At 68.8% G+C, this 23,789-nt stretch carries 22 protein-coding genes; 8 read left to right on the plus strand and 14 right to left on the minus strand.

Going from position 1 to position 23,789, the window contains the following annotated elements; genetic code table 11:
- Nucleotides 1-210 precede the first annotated feature (210 nt).
- A complete protein-coding gene (locus tag PK606_RS13185) occupies nucleotides 211-1,110 on the minus strand; it encodes a LysR family transcriptional regulator (protein ID WP_324564655.1) in 900 nt (299 codons plus the stop codon).
- Between the two features lie 115 nt (nucleotides 1,111-1,225).
- Between PK606_RS13185 and PK606_RS13190 the strand changes: the two genes are divergently transcribed.
- From PK606_RS13190 to PK606_RS13200, 3 genes are all read left to right on the plus strand, one after another.
- Nucleotides 1,226-2,218, plus strand: coding sequence for a tripartite tricarboxylate transporter substrate binding protein (locus tag PK606_RS13190; protein WP_324564657.1), 993 nt, complete (start codon nucleotides 1,226-1,228; stop codon nucleotides 2,216-2,218).
- A 138-nt stretch (nucleotides 2,219-2,356) separates the two neighbouring features.
- The gene (gene dinB / locus PK606_RS13195; protein ID WP_324564659.1) at nucleotides 2,357-3,547 is read left to right on the plus strand and encodes a DNA polymerase IV; all 1,191 of its coding nucleotides are present in this window, start codon (nucleotides 2,357-2,359) and stop codon (nucleotides 3,545-3,547) included.
- Between the two features lie 187 nt (nucleotides 3,548-3,734).
- Nucleotides 3,735-4,580 carry an enoyl-CoA hydratase-related protein gene (locus tag PK606_RS13200; RefSeq protein ID WP_324564660.1) on the plus strand — a complete coding sequence of 282 codons (846 nt, stop codon included), beginning with the start codon at nucleotides 3,735-3,737 and terminating at the stop codon, nucleotides 4,578-4,580.
- Between the two features lie 120 nt (nucleotides 4,581-4,700).
- Here the strand turns inward: PK606_RS13200 and PK606_RS13205 are convergent, their stop codons facing one another.
- Nucleotides 4,701-4,976 (minus strand): SemiSWEET transporter, encoded by a 276-nt coding sequence (locus tag PK606_RS13205; protein WP_324564661.1) that lies wholly within the window; start codon nucleotides 4,974-4,976, stop codon nucleotides 4,701-4,703.
- Nucleotides 4,977-5,037: 61 nt separating this feature from the next.
- Here PK606_RS13205 and PK606_RS13210 point away from each other — a divergent pair, with 61 nt between their 5' ends.
- Complete coding sequence (locus tag PK606_RS13210; RefSeq protein ID WP_324564662.1) at nucleotides 5,038-6,048, plus strand: PfkB family carbohydrate kinase; 1,011 nt, start codon at nucleotides 5,038-5,040, stop codon at nucleotides 6,046-6,048.
- Here PK606_RS13210 and PK606_RS13215 read toward each other — a convergent pair.
- The 5 genes from PK606_RS13215 to yaaA form a co-directional block, all read right to left on the minus strand.
- Nucleotides 6,033-6,812, minus strand: a complete 780-nt coding sequence (locus PK606_RS13215) for a GntR family transcriptional regulator (protein WP_324564663.1) — start codon at nucleotides 6,810-6,812, stop codon at nucleotides 6,033-6,035. The two genes, PK606_RS13210 and PK606_RS13215, sit on opposite strands and share 16 nt — an antisense overlap.
- A 292-nt stretch (nucleotides 6,813-7,104) precedes the next feature.
- Nucleotides 7,105-7,974: an NADPH-dependent 7-cyano-7-deazaguanine reductase QueF gene (gene queF, locus PK606_RS13220; RefSeq protein ID WP_324564665.1), complete on the minus strand. Its 870-nt coding sequence runs from the start codon at nucleotides 7,972-7,974 to the stop codon at nucleotides 7,105-7,107.
- Complete coding sequence (locus PK606_RS13225; protein ID WP_324564666.1) at nucleotides 7,971-8,870, minus strand: alpha/beta fold hydrolase; 900 nt, start codon at nucleotides 8,868-8,870, stop codon at nucleotides 7,971-7,973. The genes queF and PK606_RS13225 overlap by 4 nt, the downstream gene beginning before the upstream one ends.
- 22 nt (nucleotides 8,871-8,892) lie before the next feature.
- A complete protein-coding gene (locus PK606_RS13230) occupies nucleotides 8,893-9,741 on the minus strand; it encodes a 2OG-Fe(II) oxygenase (RefSeq protein WP_324564667.1) in 849 nt (282 codons plus the stop codon).
- Nucleotides 9,742-9,750: 9 nt separating this feature from the next.
- Complete coding sequence (gene yaaA / locus PK606_RS13235) at nucleotides 9,751-10,524, minus strand: peroxide stress protein YaaA (protein ID WP_324564669.1); 774 nt, start codon at nucleotides 10,522-10,524, stop codon at nucleotides 9,751-9,753.
- On the opposite strand from yaaA, the gene PK606_RS13240 reads away from it, so the two are divergent.
- Complete coding sequence (locus PK606_RS13240; RefSeq protein ID WP_324564670.1) at nucleotides 10,523-11,239, plus strand: pseudouridine synthase; 717 nt, start codon at nucleotides 10,523-10,525, stop codon at nucleotides 11,237-11,239. The genes yaaA and PK606_RS13240 overlap by 2 nt on opposite strands.
- Here the strand turns inward: PK606_RS13240 and PK606_RS13245 are convergent.
- The 6 genes from PK606_RS13245 to PK606_RS13270 form a co-directional block, all read right to left on the minus strand.
- Nucleotides 11,227-13,845: a TRAP transporter permease gene (locus tag PK606_RS13245; protein WP_324564671.1), complete on the minus strand. Its 2,619-nt coding sequence runs from the start codon at nucleotides 13,843-13,845 to the stop codon at nucleotides 11,227-11,229. The genes PK606_RS13240 and PK606_RS13245 overlap by 13 nt on opposite strands.
- A gap of 125 nt (nucleotides 13,846-13,970) precedes the next feature.
- A complete protein-coding gene (locus PK606_RS13250; protein ID WP_324564672.1) occupies nucleotides 13,971-14,951 on the minus strand; it encodes a TAXI family TRAP transporter solute-binding subunit in 981 nt (326 codons plus the stop codon).
- 34 nt (nucleotides 14,952-14,985) lie between these two features.
- Nucleotides 14,986-16,320 (minus strand): aspartate aminotransferase family protein, encoded by a 1,335-nt coding sequence (locus tag PK606_RS13255; protein WP_324564673.1) that lies wholly within the window; start codon nucleotides 16,318-16,320, stop codon nucleotides 14,986-14,988.
- Nucleotides 16,321-16,549: 229 nt separating this feature from the next.
- Entirely contained in the window at nucleotides 16,550-17,320 is a 771-nt protein-coding gene (locus PK606_RS13260) for a 3-hydroxybutyrate dehydrogenase (RefSeq protein WP_324564683.1), read from the minus strand.
- 108 nt (nucleotides 17,321-17,428) lie between these two features.
- Complete coding sequence (locus tag PK606_RS13265; RefSeq protein WP_324564674.1) at nucleotides 17,429-18,067, minus strand: 3-oxoacid CoA-transferase subunit B; 639 nt, start codon at nucleotides 18,065-18,067, stop codon at nucleotides 17,429-17,431.
- A gap of 1 nt (nucleotide 18,068) precedes the next feature.
- Nucleotides 18,069-18,776 carry a CoA transferase subunit A gene (locus PK606_RS13270; protein ID WP_324564675.1) on the minus strand — a complete coding sequence of 236 codons (708 nt, stop codon included), beginning with the start codon at nucleotides 18,774-18,776 and terminating at the stop codon, nucleotides 18,069-18,071.
- Nucleotides 18,777-18,861: 85 nt separating this feature from the next.
- On the opposite strand from PK606_RS13270, the gene PK606_RS13275 reads away from it, so the two are divergent.
- The 3 genes from PK606_RS13275 to egtB all read left to right on the plus strand — a co-directional run bounded on the left by PK606_RS13275 (nucleotide 18,862) and on the right by egtB (nucleotide 21,891).
- The gene (locus PK606_RS13275; protein ID WP_324564678.1) at nucleotides 18,862-19,443 is read left to right on the plus strand and encodes a LuxR C-terminal-related transcriptional regulator; all 582 of its coding nucleotides are present in this window, start codon (nucleotides 18,862-18,864) and stop codon (nucleotides 19,441-19,443) included.
- Nucleotides 19,444-19,631: 188 nt separating this feature from the next.
- On the plus strand, nucleotides 19,632-20,630 hold the full coding sequence (gene egtD / locus PK606_RS13280; protein WP_324564679.1) for an L-histidine N(alpha)-methyltransferase: 999 nt from the start codon (nucleotides 19,632-19,634) through the stop codon (nucleotides 20,628-20,630).
- Nucleotides 20,617-21,891, plus strand: coding sequence for an ergothioneine biosynthesis protein EgtB (gene egtB / locus PK606_RS13285; RefSeq protein ID WP_324564681.1), 1,275 nt, complete (start codon nucleotides 20,617-20,619; stop codon nucleotides 21,889-21,891). Before egtD ends, egtB begins: the two co-directional genes overlap by 14 nt.
- Nucleotides 21,892-21,956: 65 nt before the next feature.
- On the opposite strand, the gene PK606_RS13290 is transcribed toward egtB, so the two are convergent.
- A complete protein-coding gene (locus tag PK606_RS13290; protein ID WP_324564682.1) occupies nucleotides 21,957-23,729 on the minus strand; it encodes an ATP-binding response regulator in 1,773 nt (590 codons plus the stop codon).
- Between the last annotated feature and the right edge of the window lie 60 nt (nucleotides 23,730-23,789).

Consider the following 23,789-nt stretch of genomic DNA (forward strand, 5'->3'; position numbering starts at 1 on the left):
TCATGGCTCCATCCTCTCAAAGAACGGAGACTCCCCTAAACCCGGGGCGGTTCAATGGCCTTCTTGATCGCAACCCGAAGGGAACCTGTCCAGAAAGTCGCCACTCGTCGTTGTGCTCCTAGCCCAGACACCCGATCTGGGCGTCGTCGCACGCCTCGATTGGCGGCTTTCTGGGCAGGTTCGCACCTCCAAAAATAGCGTTAACAGGCCCTAGTCCCGCAGGCGTTCATCGACGAAGCGGCGCAGCACCTGCATCACCGGCGCCTCTGTGCGGCCGGCCAGACGCACGTAGGCAAAGCGTGCGCCGGCCACCAGCGGCGGCGACATGCGCAGCTCGGCCAGTTCGCCCGCCTCGATGCCGGCGCGCGCGGCAGCCACCACGCCGAGGAACACCGCGTCGGTCTGCCGCACCGCATCCAGCAGGCTGCCCACGTCCTCACACACCAGCGCCGCCATGCGGGCTGGGTCGGCGCTGGGGCCGTAGTGAGCGACGAAGATGCGCGCCACTTCGTCCGACAGCGGCGTGGTGGCCACCGGGTAGCGCATCAGCTCATCGAACGTCACCGCCGCACGCTGCGCCAGCGGGTGCCCGGCGCGGCAGACGAAGCCGCCGCGCAGCTCCGCCAGCGGCTCGATCACCAGATCGGCCGCCGGGGCGATTCGGCGCGCGTCGATCACCAGCGCGTCCAGTTCGCGCTGGCGCAGCTGGTGCATCTGCAACTCGGTCGAGCCGCGCGCGATGGCCACGCGCACCTCGGGGTAGCGTGCCGCCACGTGGCTGAGCAGCGGTGTCATCAGCAATGCGCCGGGGCCGGAGCCGAGCCCCACGCGGATGGTGCCCGCCTCGCCCTGGCGCAGCAGCTCGGCGCTGCGCTGGATCTCGCCCGCCTCCAGCACGATGCGACGCGCGCGCGCCAGCACCGCCTCGCCAAGCGGCGTGAGCGTGCTGCGCCGGCCCGTGCGGTCGACCAGGCGCGCACCCAGCTCGTCTTCCAGCCCCTGCAGGCTGCGGCTGAGCGCCGATTGCGTCAGGTGCATGCGCTCGGCCGCGCGCGAGAACGAGCCCTCCTCGGCCAGCGCCATCAGATGCTCGAGTTGCCGCAGGTTCATGAAATGAATTTATCTCATCAATAAGGTGAAATCAATTCATTGGACACATGTAGCAACATGCAGGATAGTTCACATCCACCGATCCGACCTTGGTTTTCTTCCGGGAGCTTCCACCATGTCCTTTGCCCGCCGTCACCTCATGCAGTTCGCCGCCGCCACGCTGGCCGCCCTGGCCTTTGGCGCCGCTGCCCAGAGCTACCCGACCAAACCGGTCACGCTGCTGGTGCCCTACCCGGCAGGCGGCCTGTCGGACAACATCGCGCGCAAGGTCAACGTGCCGCTGGGCCAGGCGCTGGGCCAGCCGACCATCGTCGACAACCTGGGCGGCGCCAGCGGCAGCATCGCCGCGCAGAAGGTGCTGAACGCCCCCAGCGACGGCTATCTGGTGTACCAGGGTTCGCCCAACGAACTGATCCTGGCGCCGCTGGCGGTGCCGTCGATCAAGTACAAGTCGGAAGACTTCCGCCAGGTGCACCGCATCGCACTGGCACCCATGGCCATCTTTGCCCGCGCCGGCCTGCCGGCGAACAACGCCGACGAACTGGTCGCTTATGCCGCCAAGGCGGCCAAGGCCGGCAAGCCACTGACCTACGCCAGCGTGGGCGTCGGTTCGTTCTACCACCTGCTGGGCGCCAAGATGTCGAAGGACCTGGGCATCGAGATGTCGCACGTGCCCTACAAGGGCGCGGCCGACGCCTTCCGCGACCTGGCGGGCGACCAGGTGGACATCTTCATCACCCCCTACGGCCTGGCACAGACCGAGTTCATCAAGCAGGGCAAGCTGAAGGCCGTGGCCGTGCTGACGCCGCAGCGCCAGCGCCTGCTGCCCGGCACTGCCAGCACCACCGAGAGCAAGGCGCTGAAGCACTTCACCGCCGAGATCGGCACCGGTTACTTCGTCAAGCGCGACACGCCCGAGCCCGTCGTGCAGGCGCTGCACAAGGCACTGCAAGGCGTGCTGACCGACACGCAGCTGCGCGCCGGCCTGTTCGCCATGGGGCAGGAAACCTCGCCCGCGCAGACCCTGGCCGAAGCCGACCAGGCCTACCGCAGCGAGATCGCCAACTACCAGGTTATTGCCAAGGCGATCGGGCTGAACGCAAACTGACCCTGCAAACGGCAGCCGACCGCACGACACCCGTCCGACGTCTCGACGGGATTCGCGCACGGCCGGCGGCGCCGCTGGCGTTAAGCTCATGAGGTGCCAGACTCGAGCAGTCCTTCGCGCCGCATCGCCCACCTCGACATGGACGCGTTCTACGCGTCGGTCGAGTGGCTGCGCTACCCGCAGCTCAAGGGCCTGCCGATGGTGATCGGCGGCGGGCGGCGGCGCGAGGACGAGCTGATCGCGCGCCTGAACCGCGAGCGCCCCGAGCGCAGCTGGACCGCCGCCGACCTGGCCGCCATCCCGGTCGACTTCTTCCCGCTGCTGAAGGACTACGTCGGCCGCGGCGTCATCACCACCGCCAGCTACGCGGCGCGACCGTTCGGCATCGGCTCGGCGATGGGCCTGATGAAGGCAGCCCGGCTGTGCCCGCAGGCGATCCTGCTGCCGGCGGACTTCGACGAGTACCGGCGCTATTCGCGTGCCTTCAAGCGCGTCATCCTGGACATCGCGCCGGTGATGGAGGATCGCGGCATCGACGAGGTCTACATCGACTTCACCGACGTGCCGGGTGGCCAGCGCGAGGGCGGGCGCGTGCTGGCGCGGCTGATCCAGAAAAGCATCTTCGACGCGACCGGCCTGACCTGCTCGATCGGCGTGGCACCCAACAAGCTGCTGGCCAAGATGGCGAGCGAATTCAACAAGCCGAACGGCATCAGCATCGTGCACGAGCGCGACGTGGAGCGCCTGATCTGGCCGCTGCCCTGCCGCAAGATCAACGGCATCGGCCCCAAGACCGACGCCAGGCTGAAAAGCCACGGCATCCACACCATCGGCGAACTGGCGGCACGCGAACGCGGCTGGCTGATCGCGCATTTCGGCAACAGCCACGGCGCCTGGCTGCACGATGCGGCGCACGGCCGCGACGAGCGCCCGGTGCTCACCGAGAGCGAGCCCGTCAGCATGAGCCGCGAAACCACCTTCGAACGCGACCTGCACGCGGTGCACGACAAGGCCGAACTGGGGGCCATCTTCACCGAGCTGGCCGAAGCCGTGGCGAATGACCTGAAACGCAAGGGCTACGCCGGCAAGACCATCGGCATCAAGCTGCGCTACGCCGACTTCCACATCGCCACCCGCGACACCACGGTGGACGACTACACCAACGACGCGCGCCGCATCCGGCAGGTGGCCGGCCAGTGCCTCAAGCGCGCCGACCTGTCGCTGCGCTTCCGGCTGCTGGGCGTGCGCGTCGGGTCGCTGGTGAAGCTGTCGGAGCTCGCGGCCGCGGACGCTGACAACCCGCCTCGGGAAATGCCGCTGTTCCAGTGATGCCGGCGCCCCGGTGTCAGGAGCCACGGCAGCCGCGAACAGGGCTTGACGGCGGAAGTCAGGCCCGTTCGCGGCTGTCGCTGCTCCCGCAGGGCCTGGCTGGGCCCCGCGGACGCGCGATGATCAGCGTGATGCCCGCATCACCCAGGCGACTAACCGACCGCCTGCGCTGCACTACAGTGCGCGCATGAACACCGCCGCCCTGACCTGCTTCATCCTCACCGTCACCGACCACGTCGCGCACCTGGTGCTGAATCGCCCGGAGGCGATGAACACCATGGGCCCGGTGTTCTGGCGCGAACTGGACGAGGTGCTGACGCAGTTGCACAAGGGCGGCGAGGCGCGCGTGCTGGTGCTGTCGAGCACCGGAAAGCACTTCTCGGCCGGCATGGCGCTCGAGGTCTTCGGCGGCGCGATCCAGATGGACGACGCCAGCCCCGAGGGGCGCGCGGCCATCGCCGACCTGCTGGGCGATCTGCAGGCCACCTTCAGCAAGCTGGAGGCGCTGCGCATCCCGGTCATCGTCGCCATCCAGGGCGGCTGCATCGGCGGCGCGGTCGACCTGGTGACGGCGGCCTGCATCCGCTACGCCACGCAGGACGCGTTCTTCGTGATCCAGGAGATCAACATCGGCATGGTGGCCGACGTCGGCACGCTGCAGCGCCTGCCCAAGCTGATGCCGCTGGCGGTCGTCAAGGAACTGGCCTACACCGGCCGCCGCCTGCCCGCCACAAAGGCACGCGAATACGGCCTGGTCAACGAGGTGCTCGACACGCCCGAGGCCTGCCTTGCCGCCGCGCTGCAGTGCGCGCGCGAGATCGCCGCCAAGCCACCGATCGCCATCTGGGGCAGCAAGCAGGTGATCCACTACGCACGCGACCACGCGGTGGACGATGCGCTGCGCCAGATGGGCTGGGTGCAGGGTGCGATCTGGAGCAACGACCACGTGCGCGAGGCGGTGACGGCCATGAAGGAGAAGCGCGCCGGCCGCTTTCCGCCGCTGGCCGAGTTGCGCGAGTTCGGGGAAAACTGAAGCCGCTCCGACCCGCGCCGGCCGTGGTCTGCCGCGACGGTTCGCCGGCGACCCGAAGCCGCACCGAAACCACAACCCGATGCGATCGGTGCGGCGCGCGAAAGATCGTCGGGAAGACGCTCAGCGCCGGCCCGGCGCCTGCGCCTGGAATCGGATCTTCATCACCGTGATGGCACCGGTCAACACCACCATCACGGCATTGGCGACCATCAGCGGCATGTCGCCGCGCAGCCAGCCATACACCAGCCACAGCGCCAGGCCGACGGTGATGATGACGTAGGTCGGCAGCGAGATGCCGGAGACATCGCGCGTCTTCCAGGTGCGCCAGACCTGCGGCACGAAGGACGAGGTGGTGAAACAGGTGGCGACCAGGCCGAGCACATCGAGTGAATTCATGTCAAGCTCTCCGGGGCGGTGATGATATGGTTTCCTGCCGCCGCCAAGCTGCCTCGCCCGGATGATTCCATCGACTTCCCCCGCTTCGGCCCGCGCCTTCGTGGTCGGCAATTTCGTCCAGGCCTGCTGCTGGCACGTGCCGCGCCTGCCGCACCCCGGTGAGACGCTGGAAGCAGCGCAGCTGCAGATCGAGGCCGGCGGCAAGGGTCTGAACGTGGCCGTGTGCCTGCGCCGCCTCGGTGTCGCGGTGGAGGTCCTGATCGCGTGCGGCGACGACCAGGCCGCCGACACGCTGCTGGCCTTGCTGGCACGCGAAGGCCTGCCGACCACGCATGTGCACCGCCTGCCCGGCGCATCCGGCTGGGGCACCGGACTGATCGGCGCCGACGGACAGAACTGCATTGCCGTGTACCCGGGCGCCAACCGCCTGCTGAGCGCGGCCCACGCGCAGGCGGCGAGCGCGGCGATCGAAAGCGCCCAGTTGGTCTATGGGCAATTCGAGACCGCCCTGCCTGCCGTCGAAGCGGCATTCGCTCTCGCCCACGCGCGCGGCATCCCGACGCTGCTCAACCCCTCGCCCTGGCAAGCGCCGCCGCCAACCCTGCGCCAGGTCACGCACACCCTGATCGTCAACCAGGTGGAAGCCGGGGAACTGCTCGGACTGCCCGAGCCGCTGCCAGTCACCCCCGCGGACCTGGCGCCCGCGCTGGCTGCCGCGCTGCCGGGTCTGCGCGCGCGATGGCCGGCCACACGCCGTCTGCTGCTGACCCTGGGCCGGCACGGCGCCCTCGGTGGCGAACTGGACGGTGATGGTCGGTGGGTGCTGTGGCACGCCCCTGCACCGGTGATCGACGCCATCGACACCGTGGGCGCCGGCGACGGCTTTGCCAGCGGCTACGCGCTGGCCGTCCTGCAGGGTCAGCCGCTGTCGACCGCTCTGGTCTGGGGCAACTTGTGCGGCGCGCACGTGGCGGCGCGCTGCGGCGTGCTCGAAGCGCTGCCGGACGCCGGGCAGTTTCAGAGCCTGCTGGCCTCCGCTGCCCGACTGCGGGCAGTTCAGCTTCGCTCTTGACCAGCCCGGCCCGACTCGGGCTGCAGCTCAATGCGGTACACGTAGGCGTCACCGCGGAAGGTGCCTTCCACGTACTCCACCAGTGCGCCGGACGCCACCCGCGTCATGCGCTTGAACAGCAGGCAGGGCTGCGGCGCGTCGAAGCCGAAGGCCTCGGATTCCAGCGGCGAGCTCAGGATCGCCTCGACCGACTGCTCGGCGCCGCCGAGCTCCAGCTTGCAGAAGGCGCGCAGGCGCTCATACGCCGAGCCCGAACCGTCCCAGGTCGCCATGTCGGGTGCCAGCGTCAGGTCGTACCAGGCCAGTTCGCGCGTCATCGGCACGCCGTCGGCTTCGCGTACGCGGGCCACGTGCAGGAACTGGGCGTTCGACGGCCGCTGGAAGATCGAGGCCATGCGGCGGTCGCTGACGATCGCGCACTCCAGCACCCGGGTGGTGGCCACCTTGCCCAGCTCGCGCATTTCCTCGGTGAAGCCGCGCAGCGGCCCCAGCGTCGGCGCCACGCGCTCGGGCGGGCGGCGCACCACGCTGCCGCCGCGGCCGCGGCCGCCGACGCGCTGGTCATGCCGCAGCTGGTCGTAGCTGCGCTTCACGGTCGAACGGCTGACGCCCAGCGCCTCGGCCAGGTCGCGTTCGGGCGGCAGGCTGGCGCCTTCGCGCAACACGCCGGAGTTCAGCATGTCGTCGAGCTGCATGTAGAGCTGGCGCCACAAGGGCTGGGAAATCTCGGTGTTGAGTTGAAGTGATGCAAATTCCTCGGGCATGAAGTCTCCAACCGGCGTGACGGAAAAGTGACAATAACGGGCTCTGCTTTCGGCGTTCAAGCCCGGCTGCCTGGGCAGAATCGCGCGAGCGTTCGCAATTGTGCGCAATCGCGCGCCGTTTTGGAAGTCGTCATGGGCGTGTTTTGGGTGTTTCCATTGAATATTTCACGGACCACCGGGTAAGCCCTGAAGCCGCAACACAACGTTTGGCTACGCAACCAGATGTGCAGGCTTCCGTGACGGTGATATTACCGTGCCATGACATCGGCGCCCGGCCCCGGCGAGCGCGGATTCACTGCCGCGCGGTGCGCAGGTTGGGCGGCACGCTGCCGGGATGGCTGGTGCGCCAGGGATTGATGTCGAGGCCGCCGCGCCGGGTGTAGCGCGCGTACACGCTCAGCTTGGCCGGCTTGCAGCGGCGCCAGATGTCCATGAACATGCGCTCGACACAGTGCTCGTGGAAGTCGCTGTGCTGGCGGAAGCTGACGATGTAGCGCAACAGGCCGCCCTGCTCGATCTGCGGGCCGGCGTAGCGGATCTGCACGCTGCCCCAGTCGGGCTGGCCGGTGACCGGGCAGTTGCTCTTGAGCAGGCGGCTCGCCAGCGTTTCCTCCACCGGCTGCTCGTCGAAGGCGGCGGTCAGCAGTTCCGGCGCCGGCTGGTAGCGGTCGCACTCGATGTCCAGCCGGTCGAGGTTCAGGCCATCCAGCTCATGCACCGGCTGGCGATCGAACTCATCGGGCGCCAGCAGGCGCACGCCGACTGAGGACTGCACCGGCCCGCCCTGCCAGGCGACAGCGCCGAGGTCGGCCTGGATGCGGCGCCGCAGCTCGTCGGCACTGGCGATCCGGGTGCCGCTGAAGCTGTTCAGGTACAGCTTGAAGGACTTGCTCTCGACGATGTGCGTGCTCTCGCACGGCATCATGATCTGCGCGATCGCCACCTGCGGCTTGCCGCGCAGGTTCAGCCAGGACAGCTCGTAGGCGGTCCACAGGTCGGCGCCGAAGAAGCCGGGCTGACCGGTGATGCCGATCTGCGCACGCTGCGCCGCGCGCGGAATCGGAAACAGCAGGCCGGGGTCGTACTGATCGACGTAGGCGGCGGGCTTGCCGAGCGCGCTGGCCTGCAGCAGCGCGTCCCGGTCGGGCTTGGGCGTGTTCATTCGGTGGGCGGTGTCATGGGGTGCTGGCGCAGGAACGGCAGCAGGTGGTGCTGGATCTGCGCGCAGACCTGCGGCGCCAGGTCGTGGCCGGCACCTTCCATCACCGCGAAGCGGGCGCCGGGAATGCGGCGCGCCGTGTCGTGGCCGCATTCGATCAGCACGAACGGATCGGCGTCGCCATGCAGCACCAGCGTCGGGCAGCGCACGCGCGCCAGCTCGTCGGCGCGCGTGTCGTCGGCCATGATCGCGGCCAGCTGGCGCAGGTTGCCGGCCGGGTCGTAGCTGCGTGCGATGGTCTGCAGGATCAGCTCGCGCATCGCATCCTCGGGCACCGGGTTGGCCGGGCTGCCGACGGCGCGGAAGAAGTTCAGGTAGTAGCGCACCACGGCCTCGGTATCGCGACTGCGCGGCTTGGTCAGCATCACGCCCAGCACCTTGGGCTGCAGGCTGGGCAGGCCGCGGGCGCCGCTGGAGCTCATGATGCTGGTCAGCGTGGCGCAGCGTTCGGGCGCCGCGATCGCCATGCGCTGCGCGATCATGCCGCCCATGCTCATGCCGACCACGTGAGCGCGCGGAATGTCCAGCGCCGCCAGCGCATCCAGCGTGTCGCGGGCCATGTCCTGCAGCGTGTAGGGCGGGCGCACCGGCGCGCGGAACGCGCGCTGCAGGCCGGCCAGCGCGATGTTGGGCACACCGAGTTCAGGCAGGTGCTGCGACAGGCCGGCGTCGCGGTTGTCGATGCGGATCAGGCGGTAGCCGGCCTGCACCAGCGCCTCCACGAAGTCGGGCGGCCAGTGAATCAACTGCCCGCCCAGGCCCATGATCAGCAGCAGCGGCTCGCCCTGCCCGCCGCTGTCCTCGACCTCGATGCGGATACCGTTGGCTGCTACCTGCATGCCTGGCCGTGCCGGACTCCGCTCACTGGAATTCGCCTTCGCGCAGCCACTTGGTCGCGATCCATTTCTCGCCCGCGATCACCGGCGCGCCGCCGTGCAGGGTCTTGGTGCCGGGGTGTGGCCGCTCGTAGCTGAAGAACACGGCGTTGCCGCGCTTGGGGGCGACCTCAAAGAACACGTTCGGGAAGGTGGTGCCGCCGCCCTTCTCGGGCTCGTTCAGGTACATCACCACCGTGCCGACACGCTGGCCGCCACGCTTGAGGATGGTCGGCGTGCCGGGCTCGTCGGGGTCGAAGTAGTCGAAGTGCGGCTTGTACTCGGTGCCCGGCACGTACTGCAGCACCTGCATGCCCTCGCCGTTCTCGACAGGCCAGTTCAGCAGCCGGGCAATGCGCGCCTCGATGCGGCGCACCAGTTCGGTTTCGCCACGCTGGAAGAACATGCCCTGGCTGGTGCGGTCGGCATTGATCTCCTCGCCGCCGGTCTTGGTCGCCACCGTCATCGAGCGGCTCATGCGCGGCCTGGCGGCGGCGATCAGCGCGTCGCACTCCTCATCCGACAACAGGCCGCCGAACACCACCACGCGCGGCAAGGCCATCATGCTCAGCACCGCCACCTGGCGGTCACCGCCATCGAGGTACAGCGGCGAGTCGCCGATGTCGGGCTCCGGCACCGGCACCGCCGGCGGCAGGCCCTGGGCCACGGCCTGCTCGTTCAGGTGCCCGCGCAGGGTTTCCTCCATGGCGTCGATGGCCACGTCCTCGTCCCAGCCCGAGGCCTTCAGCGACTGCAGCACCGATTCGGCGCTGTGGCCGGCCTTGGCCTGCTCGACGATCCACTGGCGAAGTTCGGTGGTGATCTGCTGTGTCATGTCGGTACGTCAGCGCTTGCGGCGAAACACCAGCCGGTCGGCCTCCGATGCGGCGGGTGCGAAGGCATAGCCCTCGAGATCGAAGCCTTCCAGCCGCTTCGGCGTCGCCACCCGGTGCTGCGCCGCGTAGCGCGCCATCAGGCCGCGGGCGCGCTTGGCCAGGAAGCTGATGACCTTGTACTGGCCGCCCTTGTAGTCCTCGAACACGCAGTCGATCACGCGCGCCTTCAGCACCTTGCGGTCGACCGACTTGAAGTATTCCTGCGAGGCCAGGTTGACCACGATCGGCGCCCTGTCGCCGGCCAGCCGCCGGTTCAGGTAGTCGGCGATGCGCGTGCCCCAGAACTGGTACAGGTTGGCACCCTGCCCGGTCTCGAGCCGGGTGCCCATCTCGAGCCGGTACGGCTGCATGCGGTCGAGCGGCCGCAGCACGCCGTACAGCCCGCTCAGGATGCACACATGCTCCTGCAGCCAGTCGAGCTCGGCCGGCTTCAGGCTGGCGGCGTCGAGCCCGCCGTACACATCGCCGTTGAAGGCCAGCACCGCCTGCTTCGAGTTGCTGGCCGTGAAGCGCGGCCGCCAGGCTTCGTAGCGTGCCACGTTCAGGCCGGCAAGCTGGTCGCTCAGCTTCATCAGTTCGGCGATCTGCTGCGGCGAGCGCTCGCGCAGTACCGCGATCAACTCGGCCGCCTCCCGGGCGAACCGGGCCTGGGTGTGCGGGACTTCGGCCGCCACCGGCGTGTCGTAATCGAGCGCCTTGGCCGGAGACAATAGAAACAGCATGCTGCCGATTTTGTACCAAGACGCGCACCTGGTGGCGATCGACAAGCCCGCCGGCCTGCTGGTGCACCGCAGCGGACTGGACGCGGGCGAGACGCGCTTCGCCCTGCAACTGCTGCGCGACCAGCTCGGCCGGCCGGTGTGGCCGGTGCACCGCCTCGACAAGGGCAGCAGCGGCGTGCTGCTGTTCGCGCTCGACGCCGCCAGCGCCAGCGTGCTGGGCCAGGCGCTTGCGGATGGCCACGCGGTCGGACGCCGCTACCTGGCCATGGTGCGCGGCTGGCCGCCGGATGCCGGGCTGATCGATCACCCGCTCAAGCGGCTGGCGGACGACGCTCGGACGTCGGCCCGCGGCCTGGCGGTGCAGCCGGCGCGCACGCGCTATCGAACGCTGGCGCGCCACGCCCTGCCGCTGGCCTACGGCGAGTTCGCGCAGACGCGCTGCGCGCTGCTCGAACTGCAGCCCGAAACCGGGCGCCGCCACCAGCTGCGCCGCCACTGCAAGCACATCGCCCATCCGATCATCGGTGACAGCACGCATGGGCACGGTCCGCTCAACCGCGCGCTGGCCGCGTGGCTGGGCCTGCAGCGGCTGTGGCTGCACGCGGAAAAGCTGCAACTGCCGCACCCGGCCAGCGGCCGGCCGCTGGTGATCCAGGCGCCCCTGGGCGCCGAATGGTCGGCCTGGGGCACCGCCCTGCCGGGTCAGGCGCTCTGAGCGGCGGGCCGCAGCGGCCGTGTCGGCGTGCCGCCGCGCGGCATGCGCAGCTTCTGCAGCCACATGATCAGCGCCAGCAGGATCAGCGCCGGGATGTAGAACCACTCCTTGGCCGGGCGCTCGGCCGGCATCTCGATCGCGGTGATCTTGAAGCTCTGCTCCAGCCCCAGCTTCTCGGCCACGCTGCCGAAGCGCACCGCCATCACGCTCAGGTCATCGCCGTCGGGCATCACCGTCACGCCGATGTCGGCCAGACGCTTGCGGTAGTCGCCCTCCTTGGCGCCCAGCGGCAGCAGCACGCCCTTGCGCACGTCCCGGCCCTCCAGGCTGACGCCCTCGATCCAGACCCGCTTGCCGGTGTTGGCCGGCGCGTCGGTGATCTGCTGGCGCATGGCTTCGCCGCGCACCTCGTTGAAGGGTGGGTACACCATGTCCATCCAGAAGCCGGGACGGAACAGCGTGAAGCACACCAGCAGCAGCGCGATGGTCTCCCACCAGCGCGTCTTGGTGAGGAAGTAGCCCTGCGTCGCTGCGGCGAACACCAGCATGGCGATCACCGCCGTGACGATGGTGATGACGGTGTGGATCGGCCCGGTCAGCCCGATCAGCAGCAGCTGGGTGTTGAAGATGAACAGGAACGGCAGGATCGCCGTGCGCATGCTGTAGAAGAAGGCGGTGATGCCGACCTTGATCGGGTCGTGCTTGGCGATCGCCGCAGCGGCGAACGAGGCCAGCCCCACCGGCGGCGTGACGTCGGCCATCAGGCCGAAATAGAACACGAACATGTGGACCGCGATCAGCGGCACGATCAGCCCGTTCTGCGCGCCGAGCTCGACCACCACCGGTGCCATCAGGGTCGAGACCACGATGTAGTTGGCCGTGGTCGGCAGTCCCATGCCCAGGATCAGGCTGATGGCGGCCACCAGGATCAGCATCAGCATCAGGTTGCCGCCGGACAGAATCTCGACGATCTCGGTCATCACCAGGCCGACGCCGGTCAGCGACACGGTGCCGACGATGATGCCGGCCGAGGCGGTCGCCACGCCGATGCCGATCATGTTGCGCGCCCCGGTGGCCAGGCCGTCGATCAGGTCGCGCACGCCGGACCAGAAGGCGACGGCCAGCCCGCCGCCACCGCGCATCAGGGCCAGGATCGGCTTTTGCGTCAGCATGATGAAGATCATGAACACCGTGGCCCAGAACGCCGACAGCGCCGGCGACAACTGCTCGACCATCAGGCACCACACCAGCACCACCACCGACAGCAGGTAGTGCAGGCCCGAACGCACGGTGGGCCCGGTTTCGGGCAGTTCGAACACGGCCGAGTTCGGGTCGTCGATCTCGAGCTCCGGATGGCGCGAACTGACCCACAGCAGGAAAAGGTAGGCCGCCAGCAGGCCGAGCGCGATGACCGGCGCGGCGTTATCGCCAAACAGGGTCTTGATGAACCCGACCGCGTAGTAGGTGATGGCCGACAGGATGACGAAGCCGCTCACCGTCATCACGAACGAGATCACGCGCTGCCTGGCGGTGCTCTGCTGGCGCCGCGGCAGGCCTTCCATGCCGGCCTTGAGGGCCTCCAGGTGCACGATATAGAACAGCGCAATGTACGAGATGATCGCCGGCAGGATGGCGTGCTTCATCACCTGCACATAGCTGATGCCGACGTACTCGACCATCAGGAAGGCCGCCGCGCCCATCACCGGCGGCATGATCTGGCCGTTGACCGAGGACGACACCTCGACCGCCCCGGCCTGATCGCCCCGGTAGCCGACCCGCTTCATCAGCGGGATGGTGAAGGTGCCGGTGGTCACCACGTTGGCGATCGACGAGCCGGAGATGATGCCGGTGGCGGCCGACGACACCACCGCCGCCTTGGCCGGCCCGCCGCGCATGTGGCCCAGCAGCGCGAACGCGCTCTTGATGAAGTAGTTGCCGGCGCCGGCCTTGTCGAGCAGCGAGCCGAACAGCACGAACAGGAAGATGAAGCCGCTGGACACGCCCAGCGCGACGCCGAACACGCCCTCGGTGGTGAGCCAGAAGTGCGAGGCTGCCCGGTCCAGCGAGGCGCCGCGGTGCGCCAGCATCTCGGGCATGTAGGGGCCGGCGAAGGTGTAGGCCAGGAACACCGAGGCGACGATCACCATCGGCAGGCCGAGCACGCGGCGCGTGGCCTCCAGCAGCAGCACGATGCCGGCGACGAAGACGACCACGTCCATCTGGGTCGGGCTGCCCGGCCGCGTCGCCAGCTCGCGGTAGAACAGGAACAGGTAGGCGGCGCAGAAGGCGCCGACCAGCGCCATCACCCAGTCGGTGATCGGCACCCGGTCGGATGGCGAGCGCTTCATGGCCGGATAGGCCATGAAGCTCAGGAAGACCGAGAACGCCAGGTGGATGGCGCGGCTCTCGGTGTCGTTGAAGATGCCGAAGCGGAAGGTGAACGGCAGCGGCGAGGCGATCCACAGCTGGAACAGCGACCAGGCGATCGCCACCAGCAGCAGCAGCCTGGCCACCACCGGGCCGGGATTGCGGGCGCCGGTATCGGTGTCCTCGACCAGCTTGTTGACGTCGATCTCGTCTGCGGCTGCTTGCTTGCTTGTGTTCATGCTTTCCCTTCCGTCACTGCCATGTGCCCTCGGTCCGCTGGATGGCGCCACAAGAAACGCCCCATGCCGACGGGTTGCAGCATGGGGCGCCCGGTTCGCGCGCGCGCTTGGCGCTCAGGCCCGGATCACTTCAGCCAGCCCTTTTCCTTGTAGTACTTGGCGGCACCCGGGTGCAGCGGCGCCGACAGGCCGTCCTTGACCATGTTCTCGGCCTTCAGGTGGCCGAACGCCGGATGCAGTTTCTTGAACTCGTCGAAGTTGTCGAACACCGCCTTGACCAGCGTGTAGACCTGGTCGTCAGACGCCTTGGCCGAGGTCACGAAGGTCGCCAGCACGCCATAGGTCTGCGTATCCTGGTCGTTGCCCTTGTACAGGCCGGCCGGGATGATGGCCTTGGCGTAATACGAGTTCTCGGCCACCAGCTTGTCGATCGCCGGGCCGGTGATGTTGACCAGCTTGGCGCCGCAGGTGGTCACCGGGTCCTGGATGTTGGCGCTCGGGTGGCCGACGCCGTAGAAGAAGGCGTCGATCTTGTTGTCGCACACGGCGGCGCCGTGCTCGTCGGCCTTCAGCTCGGAAGCCAGCGAGAAGTCGCTCAGCTTCCAGCCCTTGGCCGCCAGCAGCTGCTCCATCGAGGCGCGCGTGCCCGAGCCGGGGTTGCCGACGTTGACGCGCTTGCCCTTGAGGTCGTCGAAGTTCTTGATGTTGGCGTCGGCGCGCGCCACCACCGTGAACGGCTCCGGGTGCAGCGAGAACACCGAGCGCAGGTCGGCGAACGCGCCGTTCTTCTCGAAGCTGCTGGTGCCCTTGTAGCCGTGGTAGTTCCAGTCCGACTGGGCCACGCCGAAGTCGAGGTCGCCGGCGCGCAGCGTGTTGATGTTGGCGACCGAGCCGCCGGTCGATTCGACCGTGCAGCGGAAGCCATGCTTGGCGCGGTCCTTGTTGACCAGGCGGCAGATCGCGCCGCCGGCAGCGTAGTACACGCCGGTGACACCGCCGGTGCCGATGGTCATGAACTTCTGCTGCGCCGAGGCTGGCGCCGACAGCATCGCCGTGGACGCGGCAGCGGCGACAGCGAGGGTTTTCAGAACAGTCTGGATCCGCATCGATTGAAATCTCCTGAAAAATGACGGTGGAAGACTACCCTTCGGCGATCGCCGCATCCAGCGCCTCGGCCAGAAGCGACACGATGCGTGTCAGCTCTTCCGTCGTGGCTATGAAGGGCGGCGCCAGCAGGACGTGATCACCATAACGTCCATCGACCGTGCCGCCCATGGGATAAACCAGCAAACCGCGCGCAAAGGCCGCCGCCTTCACCTTGGCATGCAGGCGCCGCGCGGGGTCGAATGGCGCCTTGCTGGCGCGATCCTGCACCAGTTCGACACCCCAGAAGAAACCGCGGCCGCGGATGTCGCCGACATGCGGGTTACTCCCAAGTCGCTCCGTCAACAACTGTTGCAAAAGCGCCGCATCGCGCTGCACCTTGCCCAGCAATCCTTCGCGCTCGATCACCTGCTGCACCGCCAGCGCCGCCGCGCAGGCCACCGCATGCCCGAGGTAGGTGTGGCCGTGCTGGAAGAAGCCGCTGCCGCTCGACATCGCATCGACGATCCGGCCCTGCGCCAGCACCGCGCCGATCGGCTGGTAGCCGCCGCCCAGGCCCTTGGCGATGGTCATCAGGTCGGGCACCACACCTTCCTGCTCGCAGGCGTGCAGGGTGCCGCAGCGGCCCATGCCGCTCATCACCTCGTCCAGGATCAAGAGCACGCCGTGCCGGTCGCAGACCTCGCGCACGGCCCTGAAGTAGCCCGGCACCGGCACCAGCACGCCGGCGGTGGCCCCGCCCACCGTTTCGGCGACGAAGGCCAGCACCTTGTCCGGACCGATGCGCTGGATGGTCTCGTCGAGTTCGCGCGCCAGGCGCTGGCCGTACTGCTCGGGCGTCTCGTCCGCGCGCTGGTCGCGGTAGGGGTAGCACGGCGCGACGTGGGTCACGTCCACCAGCAGCGGCGCGAACTGCCGGCGCCGCCACTCGTTGCCGCCCACCGCCAGCGCGCCCAGGGTGTTGCCGTGGTAGCTCTGGCGCCGCGCGATGAAGTGGCTGCGCTCGGGCTGACCGACCTCGACGTAGTACTGGCGCGCCATCTTCAGCGCCGCCTCCACCGCCTCCGAGCCGCCGCTGACGAAGTAGGCATGGCTCATGCCCGCGGGCGCGGTGCGGATCAGCTGGTCGGCCAGCGCCTCGGCCACCTCGGTGGTGAAGAAGCTGGTGTGCGCGTAGGCGAGTTGGTCGATCTGCCGGTGCATGGCCGCCAGCACGTCCGGGTGACCGTGCCCCAGACAGGACACCGCCGCACCGCCCGAGGCGTCGATGTAGCGCTTGCCGGCGGCGTCCTCCAGCCAGACCCCCTGCCCGCGCACCGCGACCGGTGGCGTGCGCAGCAGATGACGATGGAAGACGTGGGTGGGGTTCATGGGGCGGCTCCAGTCGGCGAGGCAGTCAAGGCTAGCACGCGCGGCGACGCGCGAGACTCAAGGAAAGCACCCAGTGAGCACACGAGACGGACGCTGCGCGCCTTGCCGTCATACAGGGTTTCGTGTGGCAGCGGCGGCAGCCGCGAATGGCGCGCTCGACCTGTGCGCCAAGTCTGTTGGCGGCTACCGCCGCCCCCACGACTGACAGGTTCCGGGACAGCCTATAGGTCTACTGCGCGGTCCAGCCGCCGTCGTGCGCCCAGGCCTGGCCGCGCACGTTGGCGGCGGCATCGCTGCAGAAGAACACCGCCATGGCGCCGAGCTGCTCGGGCGTGGTGAACTGGTGCGAGGGCTCCTTCTCGCTCAGCAGCTCGCGCGTCGCCTGCTCGACGCTGATGTTCTGCTCTGCGGCACGGGCGTCGATCTGCTTTTGCACCAATGGCGTCAGCACCCAGCCAGGGCAGATGGCGTTGGCGGTCACGCCCGTTGTAGCGAGCTCCAGCGCCGTCACCTTGGTCAGGCCGACGATGCCGTGCTTGGCCGCCACGTAGGCCGACTTGTCCTTCGACGCCACGAGGCCGTGCACCGAGGCGATGTTGATGATGCGGCCCCAGTTCTTCTGCGTCATGTGCGGGATCGCCAGCCGCGTGGTGTGGAAGGCCGACGACAGGTTGATGGCGATGATGGCGTCCCAGCGCTCGACCGGGAAGTCCTTGATGCTGGCCGTGTGCTGGATGCCGGCGTTGTTGACCAGGATGTCGACGCCGCCGAACTTTTCGGCCGCGAACTTCATCATGGCCTCGATCTCGGCCGGTTGGCTCATGTCGGCGCCGTGGTACTCGACCTGCACGCCGTGCGCGGCGATCTGCGCCTTCGGGCCGTCGACGTCGCCGAAGCCGTTCATGACGATGTTGGCGCCCTGCTTCGCCAGTTCGATGGCGATGCCCAGACCGATGCCGCTGGTCGAGCCGGTGACCAGTGCGGTCTTGCCTTTCAGCATGCTCATGGGGTTGTTCTCCTGCTTGGTTCCTGATGACGAAAAAAGGCAGGGCCGCCCGGGATCAGCGCGCCCTGCCTGTTGGATTGCCTCGTGGATGCGGCCGCGCGCTTACTGCAGCAGCGTCACCCCGGTCTTCGACTGCACCTCGTCGAACCCGACACCCTCGGCCAGCTCGCGCACCTTCAAGCCCTTGTCGGTGACGTCGAACACCCCCAGGTCGGTGATGATCATGTGCACCACGCCGACGCCGGTCAGCGGCAGCGTGCACTTGGGCAGGATCTTCAGGTCGGTGGTGCCGTCCTTCTTGCGCGCCACGTGCTCCATCAGCACGATCACGCGCGGTACGCCGCCCACCAGGTCCATGGCGCCGCCCATGCCCTTGACCATCTTGCCCGGAATCATCCAGTTGGCCAGGTCGCCCTGCTCGCTGACCTGCATGGCGCCCAGGATCGCCAGGTTAATCTTGCCGCCGCGGATCATGGCAAAGCTGTCGTGGCTGCCGAAGATCGACGAGCCAGGAAGCGTCGTCACGGTCTGCTTGCCGGCGTTGATCAGGTCGGCGTCGATCTGCTCCTCGGTCGGGAACGGGCCGATGCCGAGCAGGCCGTTCTCCGACTGCAGCCAGACCTGCTTGTTGCCGGTGTAGTTGGCCACCAGCGTCGGGATGCCGATTCCCAGGTTGACATAGAAGCCGTCTTCCAGCTCCTGCGCCGCGCGCGCAGCCATCTGTTCCTTGGTCCAGGCCATGTCAGACTCCTTGTTTCTCGCTCAGGGTGCGCTTCTCGATGCGCTTCTCGGGTTCGGCGTTCAGCACGATGCGGTGCACGTAGATGCCGGGCAGGTGCACGTCGTCGGGCTTCAGCTCGCCGAGTTCGACGATCTGCTCGACCTCGACGATGCAGATCTTGCCGGCCATCGCCACCGCCGGGTTGAAGTTGCGCGCCGTCAGGTTGAATCGCAGGTTGCCGCTGGTGTCGGCGACCTGCGCCTTGACCAGCGACACGTCGGGCACCAGCGAGCGCTCCATCACGTAGGTGTGGCCATCGAACTCGCGCAGTTCCTTGCCCTCGGCGACGATGGTGCCGACACCGGTCTTGGTGAAGAAGGCCGGGATGCCGGCGCCGCCGGCGCGCAGCTTCTCGGCCAGCGTGCCCTGCGGGGTGAATTCCAGTTCCAGTTCACCGGCCAGGTACTGGCGCTCGAACTCCTTGTTCTCGCCCACGTAGCTGCTGATCATCTTCTTGATCTGGCGCGTGTCGAGCAGCTTGCCGAGGCCGAAGCCGTCGACGCCGGCGTTGTTGGAGATCACCGTCAGGTTCTTCGCGCCGGATTCGCGCAAGGCCTCGATCAGCGCCTCCGGAATGCCGCACAGGCCGAAGCCGCCCACGGCCAGCATCTGGCCATCCTCGACGACGCCTTGCAGCGCCTCGGCGGCCGAGGGATAGATCTTGTTCACGAAATGTCTCTCCTGAGTTGTGGCAAACCGGTGACGGAAACCGATCCCGAACGATACTACGTATCCGTTTACGTAGTATTTCGTAATGGTCATCCCTGCCTTGCATGACGCCGCACCCGACTACCGGCTGGCCTTCCAGCTGGCGCCGGTGGGGCTGGTGCTGTCGCGGCACCGGCACATAGTCGACTGCAACCAGCGCGTGTGCGAGATGTTCGGCGCCACGCCCGAGCAGCTGATCGGCCAGAGCTTCCGCATGCTCTACCCCAGCGCCGACGAGTACGAGCGCATCGGCGAGCGCATGGCGCCGATCCTGAACGCACACGGCGTCTATGCCGACAACCGCGTGATGCGGCGCGTCGGCGGCCCGCACGCCGGCGAGACCTTCTGGTGCCACGTCACCGGCCGCGCCATCGACCGCGACGCGCCGCACGCGGCCGGCATCTGGACCTTCGAGGACCTGAGCGCACAGCGCCCGGTGACGGCCGCGCTCACCGCCCGCGAGCGCGAGGTCGCCGCGCAGCTGATGCAGGGCCTGACCAGCAAGGAGATCGGCCGCGTGCTCGGCATCAGCCACCGTACGGTGGAGATCTACCGCGCGCGGCTGATGCGCAAGTACCGCGCCGCCACCGCCGCCGAACTGGTGCAGCGGCTGATGGGCGGCCTGTAACGCCGCGCTCGCCGCAGGGTTACGGCCTTGGCCTACATCGCCGGCCGCGCGGCGGTGCTACGGTCATCGCAGTCCCACCCGGGCGCGTGCGCCGCCGGCAGTGATCGGATCCGGCACGCGCCCACGCATGGCGCCACCTCGGCATCGCGGCAGTCACCGATGCCCGTGCCGCCGATGAAAGGCAGCACATGCTCGACACCCTCCAGCACCCTTCGCGCCTGGTCCATGGCCAGGCGCCCGCCACACCCCGCTGGCACGACGCCCGGCACGAGTTGCGCGCCGGCCTGCAGGCCACGCCGCCGCGCGTCGCGCCCAAGTTCCTGTACGACGCGCACGGCTGCGAGCTCTACGAAGCCATCTGCGAACTGCCCGAGTACTACCTGCCCCGGGTCGAGCGCGCCATCCTCGACCGCCACCAGGCCGCCATGCTGCGGCTGTTGCCGGAAGGCGCAGAGCTGATCGACATCGGCAGCGGCGACGGCCTGAAGGCGCGCCGCTGGCTTGACGCCGGCATCATCGAGCGCTACATCGGCATCGACATTGCCGAGGACTGGCTGCGCGACTGCCTGCGGCGCGGACAGCAGCATTACCCCGATGTGCGCTTCGACGGCATCGTGACCGACCTGTGCTGGGGCCTGCAGCTGCCGCTGGCGCGCGAGGCCGATCGCCCGCGCATCTTCTGCTACCCCGGCTCCTCGATCGGCAACTTCGAACCCCACGATGCCGTCACCCTGCTGCGGCAGTTCCGCGACCAGATGCGCGCCGGTGACGCGCTGCTGCTGGCGGTCGACGGCCCGACCGGGCACGCGCGCATGGAGCGCGCCTACGACGACGCCGCCGGCGTCACGGCGGCGTTCGACCTGAACGTGCTGAACGTCGTCAATCGCCAGCTCGGCACCGCCATCGACCCGGGCGCGTTCCGCCACCAGGCCGTGTTCGACGCCGACGCCAGCCGCATCGAGATGCACCTGGTGGCCAGCCGCGCCCTGGCTGTCACGCTGGGCCCGGCCCAGACGCTGCGCCTGCAACCGGGCGAGTACATCGTCACCGAGCATTCCTACAAGCACAGCCCCGAACGCGTCGAGCAGATGCTGCGCAGCGCCGGATTCGAGCAGGTACGCCGCTTCGACATCGAGCACGAGGCCTACGGCGTGTACCTGGCCGGAGTCGAGCATGCCCGCCACTGAAGAACCCAGCGCCGCCAGCGCGACGCCATGCAGCGTCGAGCGCTTCAGCGCGGTGCGCACGGCGACCGAGGCACTGCTCGACGGGCTCACCGCCGACGACTGCATGGTGCAGTCGATGCCCGATGCCAGCCCGATCAAGTGGCATCTGGCGCACACCAGCTGGTTCTTCGAGCAGTTCATCCTCGGGCCGGCGGGTGTGGCCCCGTTCGACGCGCGCTATTCGGCGCTGTTCAACTCCTACTACGTCGGCGCCGGCACGCGCCATCCGCGCCCGCATCGGGGCGATCTGTCGCGCCCGCCGCTGACGCAGGTGCTGAGCTACCGCCAGCACGTCACCGACGCGATCGCCGCGCGACTGCCGCGGCTTGACGCGGCCGCGCTGCAACTGGTGCGCCTGGGCATCGAGCACGAGCAGCAGCACCAGGAGCTGATCCTGACCGACCTCAAGCACCACTTCTTCGCCCAGCCCCTGAGCCCGGCCTACCGCCCGGGCGCCGCGCGCAGCGGCGCCGCGCCGGCCCGCCTGCAGTTCCTCGCGCTCGACGGCGGCCTGCACGAGATCGGCCACGCCGGCGGCGCCTTCGGCTTCGACAACGAGTTCCCACGCCACCGCGTCTGGCTGCAGCCGTTCGCCATCGCCGACCGCCTGGTGACCGAAACCGAGTACCTGGCCTTCATGCAGGACGGCGGCTACGCGCAAGCCACGCTGTGGCTGTCCGACGGCTGGGCCGCGCGCGAGGCGGCCGGCTGGCAGGCGCCACTGTACTGGCGGCAGGACGACGGCGGCGGCTGGCAGGTCTTCACCCTGGGCGGCTGGCGCACGCCCCAGCCCGACCTGCCGGTCTGCCACGTCAGCCACTACGAAGCCGACGCCTACGCGCGCTGGGCCGGCGCGCGCCTGCCGACCGAGGCCGAATGGGAGCACGCTGCCAGCACGCTGCCAGCGGATCACGCCGGCTGGCACGGCGCGCTGCTGGAAGACGAGAGCTTCCACCCCCTGCCAGCCGCGCCCGCCAGCGGCCTGCGCCAGGTGCTGGGCGACTGCTGGCAGTGGACCGCCAGCGCCTACCTACCCTACCCCGGCTACCGCGTGCCGGCCGGCACCGTGGGCGAATACAACGGCAAGTTCATGTCCGGCCAGATGGTGCTCAAGGGCGCCTCCGCCGCGACGCCGCGCAGCCACGCGCGGCTGACTTACCGCAACTTCTTCCCGCCGCCGGCGCGCTGGCAGTTCAGTGGCATCCGGCTGGCGCGCGACTGAGGCTTCTTGGCCGTCGGCATCCGCGTGCCTGTTCGACGCTAGTCATGCAGGCGTCGCAACGGCGCTCAGGCCGCGTCGGCAGCGTGAGCACCGGTCACGACAGGCTGCGGCGTGCGCACGAGATCGACCAGCGCCCGCTGCAGCTGGTCGGGCGTGAGCGGCTTGTGCAGCAAGGCGATGCCGCTGGCCGTGGCCTCGCGCAGCCGTTCGGGCGCCGTGTCGCCGGTGATGATCAGCGCCGGCACCATGATGCCCAGCCGCTCGCGCAGTGCCGCGATGGCGTCCGCACCGGTGCGCGGCCCCTTCAGACGGTAGTCGCTGATGATGAGTTCGGGCGTCACGCGCGCGGCCAGTTCGAGCGCTTCGTCAACCGTTTCCGCGGCATCGCATTCGCAGCCCCAGCTGCACAGCAGCTGGGCCATGCCCGAGCGCACCGCAGCGTCGTCGTCGATGATCAGCACACGCCGCTTCGTCAGTCGTGGCGTCAGCGGCGCCGGCCCGACGTCGGCCGCAGCCGGATCCGCCAGCGGCACCGTGATGCGGAACACGCTGCCGCGACCGGGTGTCGAGGCCAGCGACAGCGGATGGCCGAGCGCCCGTGCCAGGCCGTCCGCGATCGACAGACCCAGACCCAGGCCCTGGCTGCGGTCGCGCTCGGCATTGCCGAGCTGGTGGAACTCGCGGAAGATCTCGGCGCGGTCGGCCGCGGCGATGCCGATGCCGGTGTCCCAGACTTCCAGCAGAACGGTGGCGCCGCGACGCCGGCAGGCCACCAGCACGCCGCCCACCTCGCTGTAGCGGATCGCGTTGGAGACCAGGTTGCGCAGCACCAGCTCCAGCAGCGCCGGGTCGGAATGCACCGCCAGCTCGGTTTCGCGCGTGCGATACAGCAAGCCCTTGGCGTCGGCCAGCGGCGCCAGGTCGTTCTCGATCTTGTAGAGCAGGGGCTGCAGCCTGAACGGATGCGGGTTCGGGCGGACCACGCCGGCCTCGATGCGGGAGAAGTCCAGCAGCGTGTTCAGCATGTCGCTGGATGCCAGCCAGGCCGAGCGTGCGCTGTCCAGCACCTCCTGCTGGTGCGCGTCCAGTCCGGTGCGCGCGAGCACGTCCAGGAACAGGCCCTGGGCATGGATCGGCTGGCGCAGGTCGTGGCTGGCCGCGGCCAGGAATTTCGACTTGGCCAGGTTGGCCTGCTCGGCGGCGCTGCGCGCCGCTTCGGCCTGCCGCACCAGGTCGATGTTGTCGAAGCGCAGCTTGATCGCCGCCAGCGCCGCGATGGCGCTGTTGCGCGCCTGGCCGACCAGGCTGGCGATGTACAGCACGCCGGCGATGGACAGAGCCTGGTAGAAGCGGTCACCCGAGAACCAGAGCCATGCGGTGGCACCCGCCACCAGCGCAAGCGCAAAGGCAACGAAGACGATCCACACCGGCGCCAGCAAGGACATCGAACTGCCGAGGATGCCGGTCAGCACGGCGAAGATCAGCACCCTGCCGGATATCGTCGCGCTGTCGAGCGCGACCAGGGCCAGTGCGCCCCAGGCCGCGCCATCCAGCGTGTGGATCACCACCTGCTGCAGCAGCAGCCGGCGCGCCCGCGCCGGCTCGATCTGCTGGCGCAATCGCCGGCGGGCGTCGACCGCTGAATAGCTCTTCGTCAGCATCACCGCGCCGCACCACAGCAGCAGGGCCGTGCGGTTGGCGTCGTTCTGCAGCGTGAACACCAGCAGCAGCGCCAGCAGGAAGGCGGGAATCACCGAGATGCCGATGTTGCCGTAGACCAGGCGCAACTGCTCGACCAGCAGCCGGTCGGCACGCGGCCAGACGAGATCGCGCAGCATCAGGACCTGTTATTGATCAGTCAGGCAAATGCCTAACATACGCTCATGCTGCCGCATAGC

Source organism: Ottowia sp., from assembly GCF_035444425.1.
Classification (GTDB): Bacteria; Pseudomonadota; Gammaproteobacteria; order Burkholderiales; family Burkholderiaceae_C; genus Ottowia.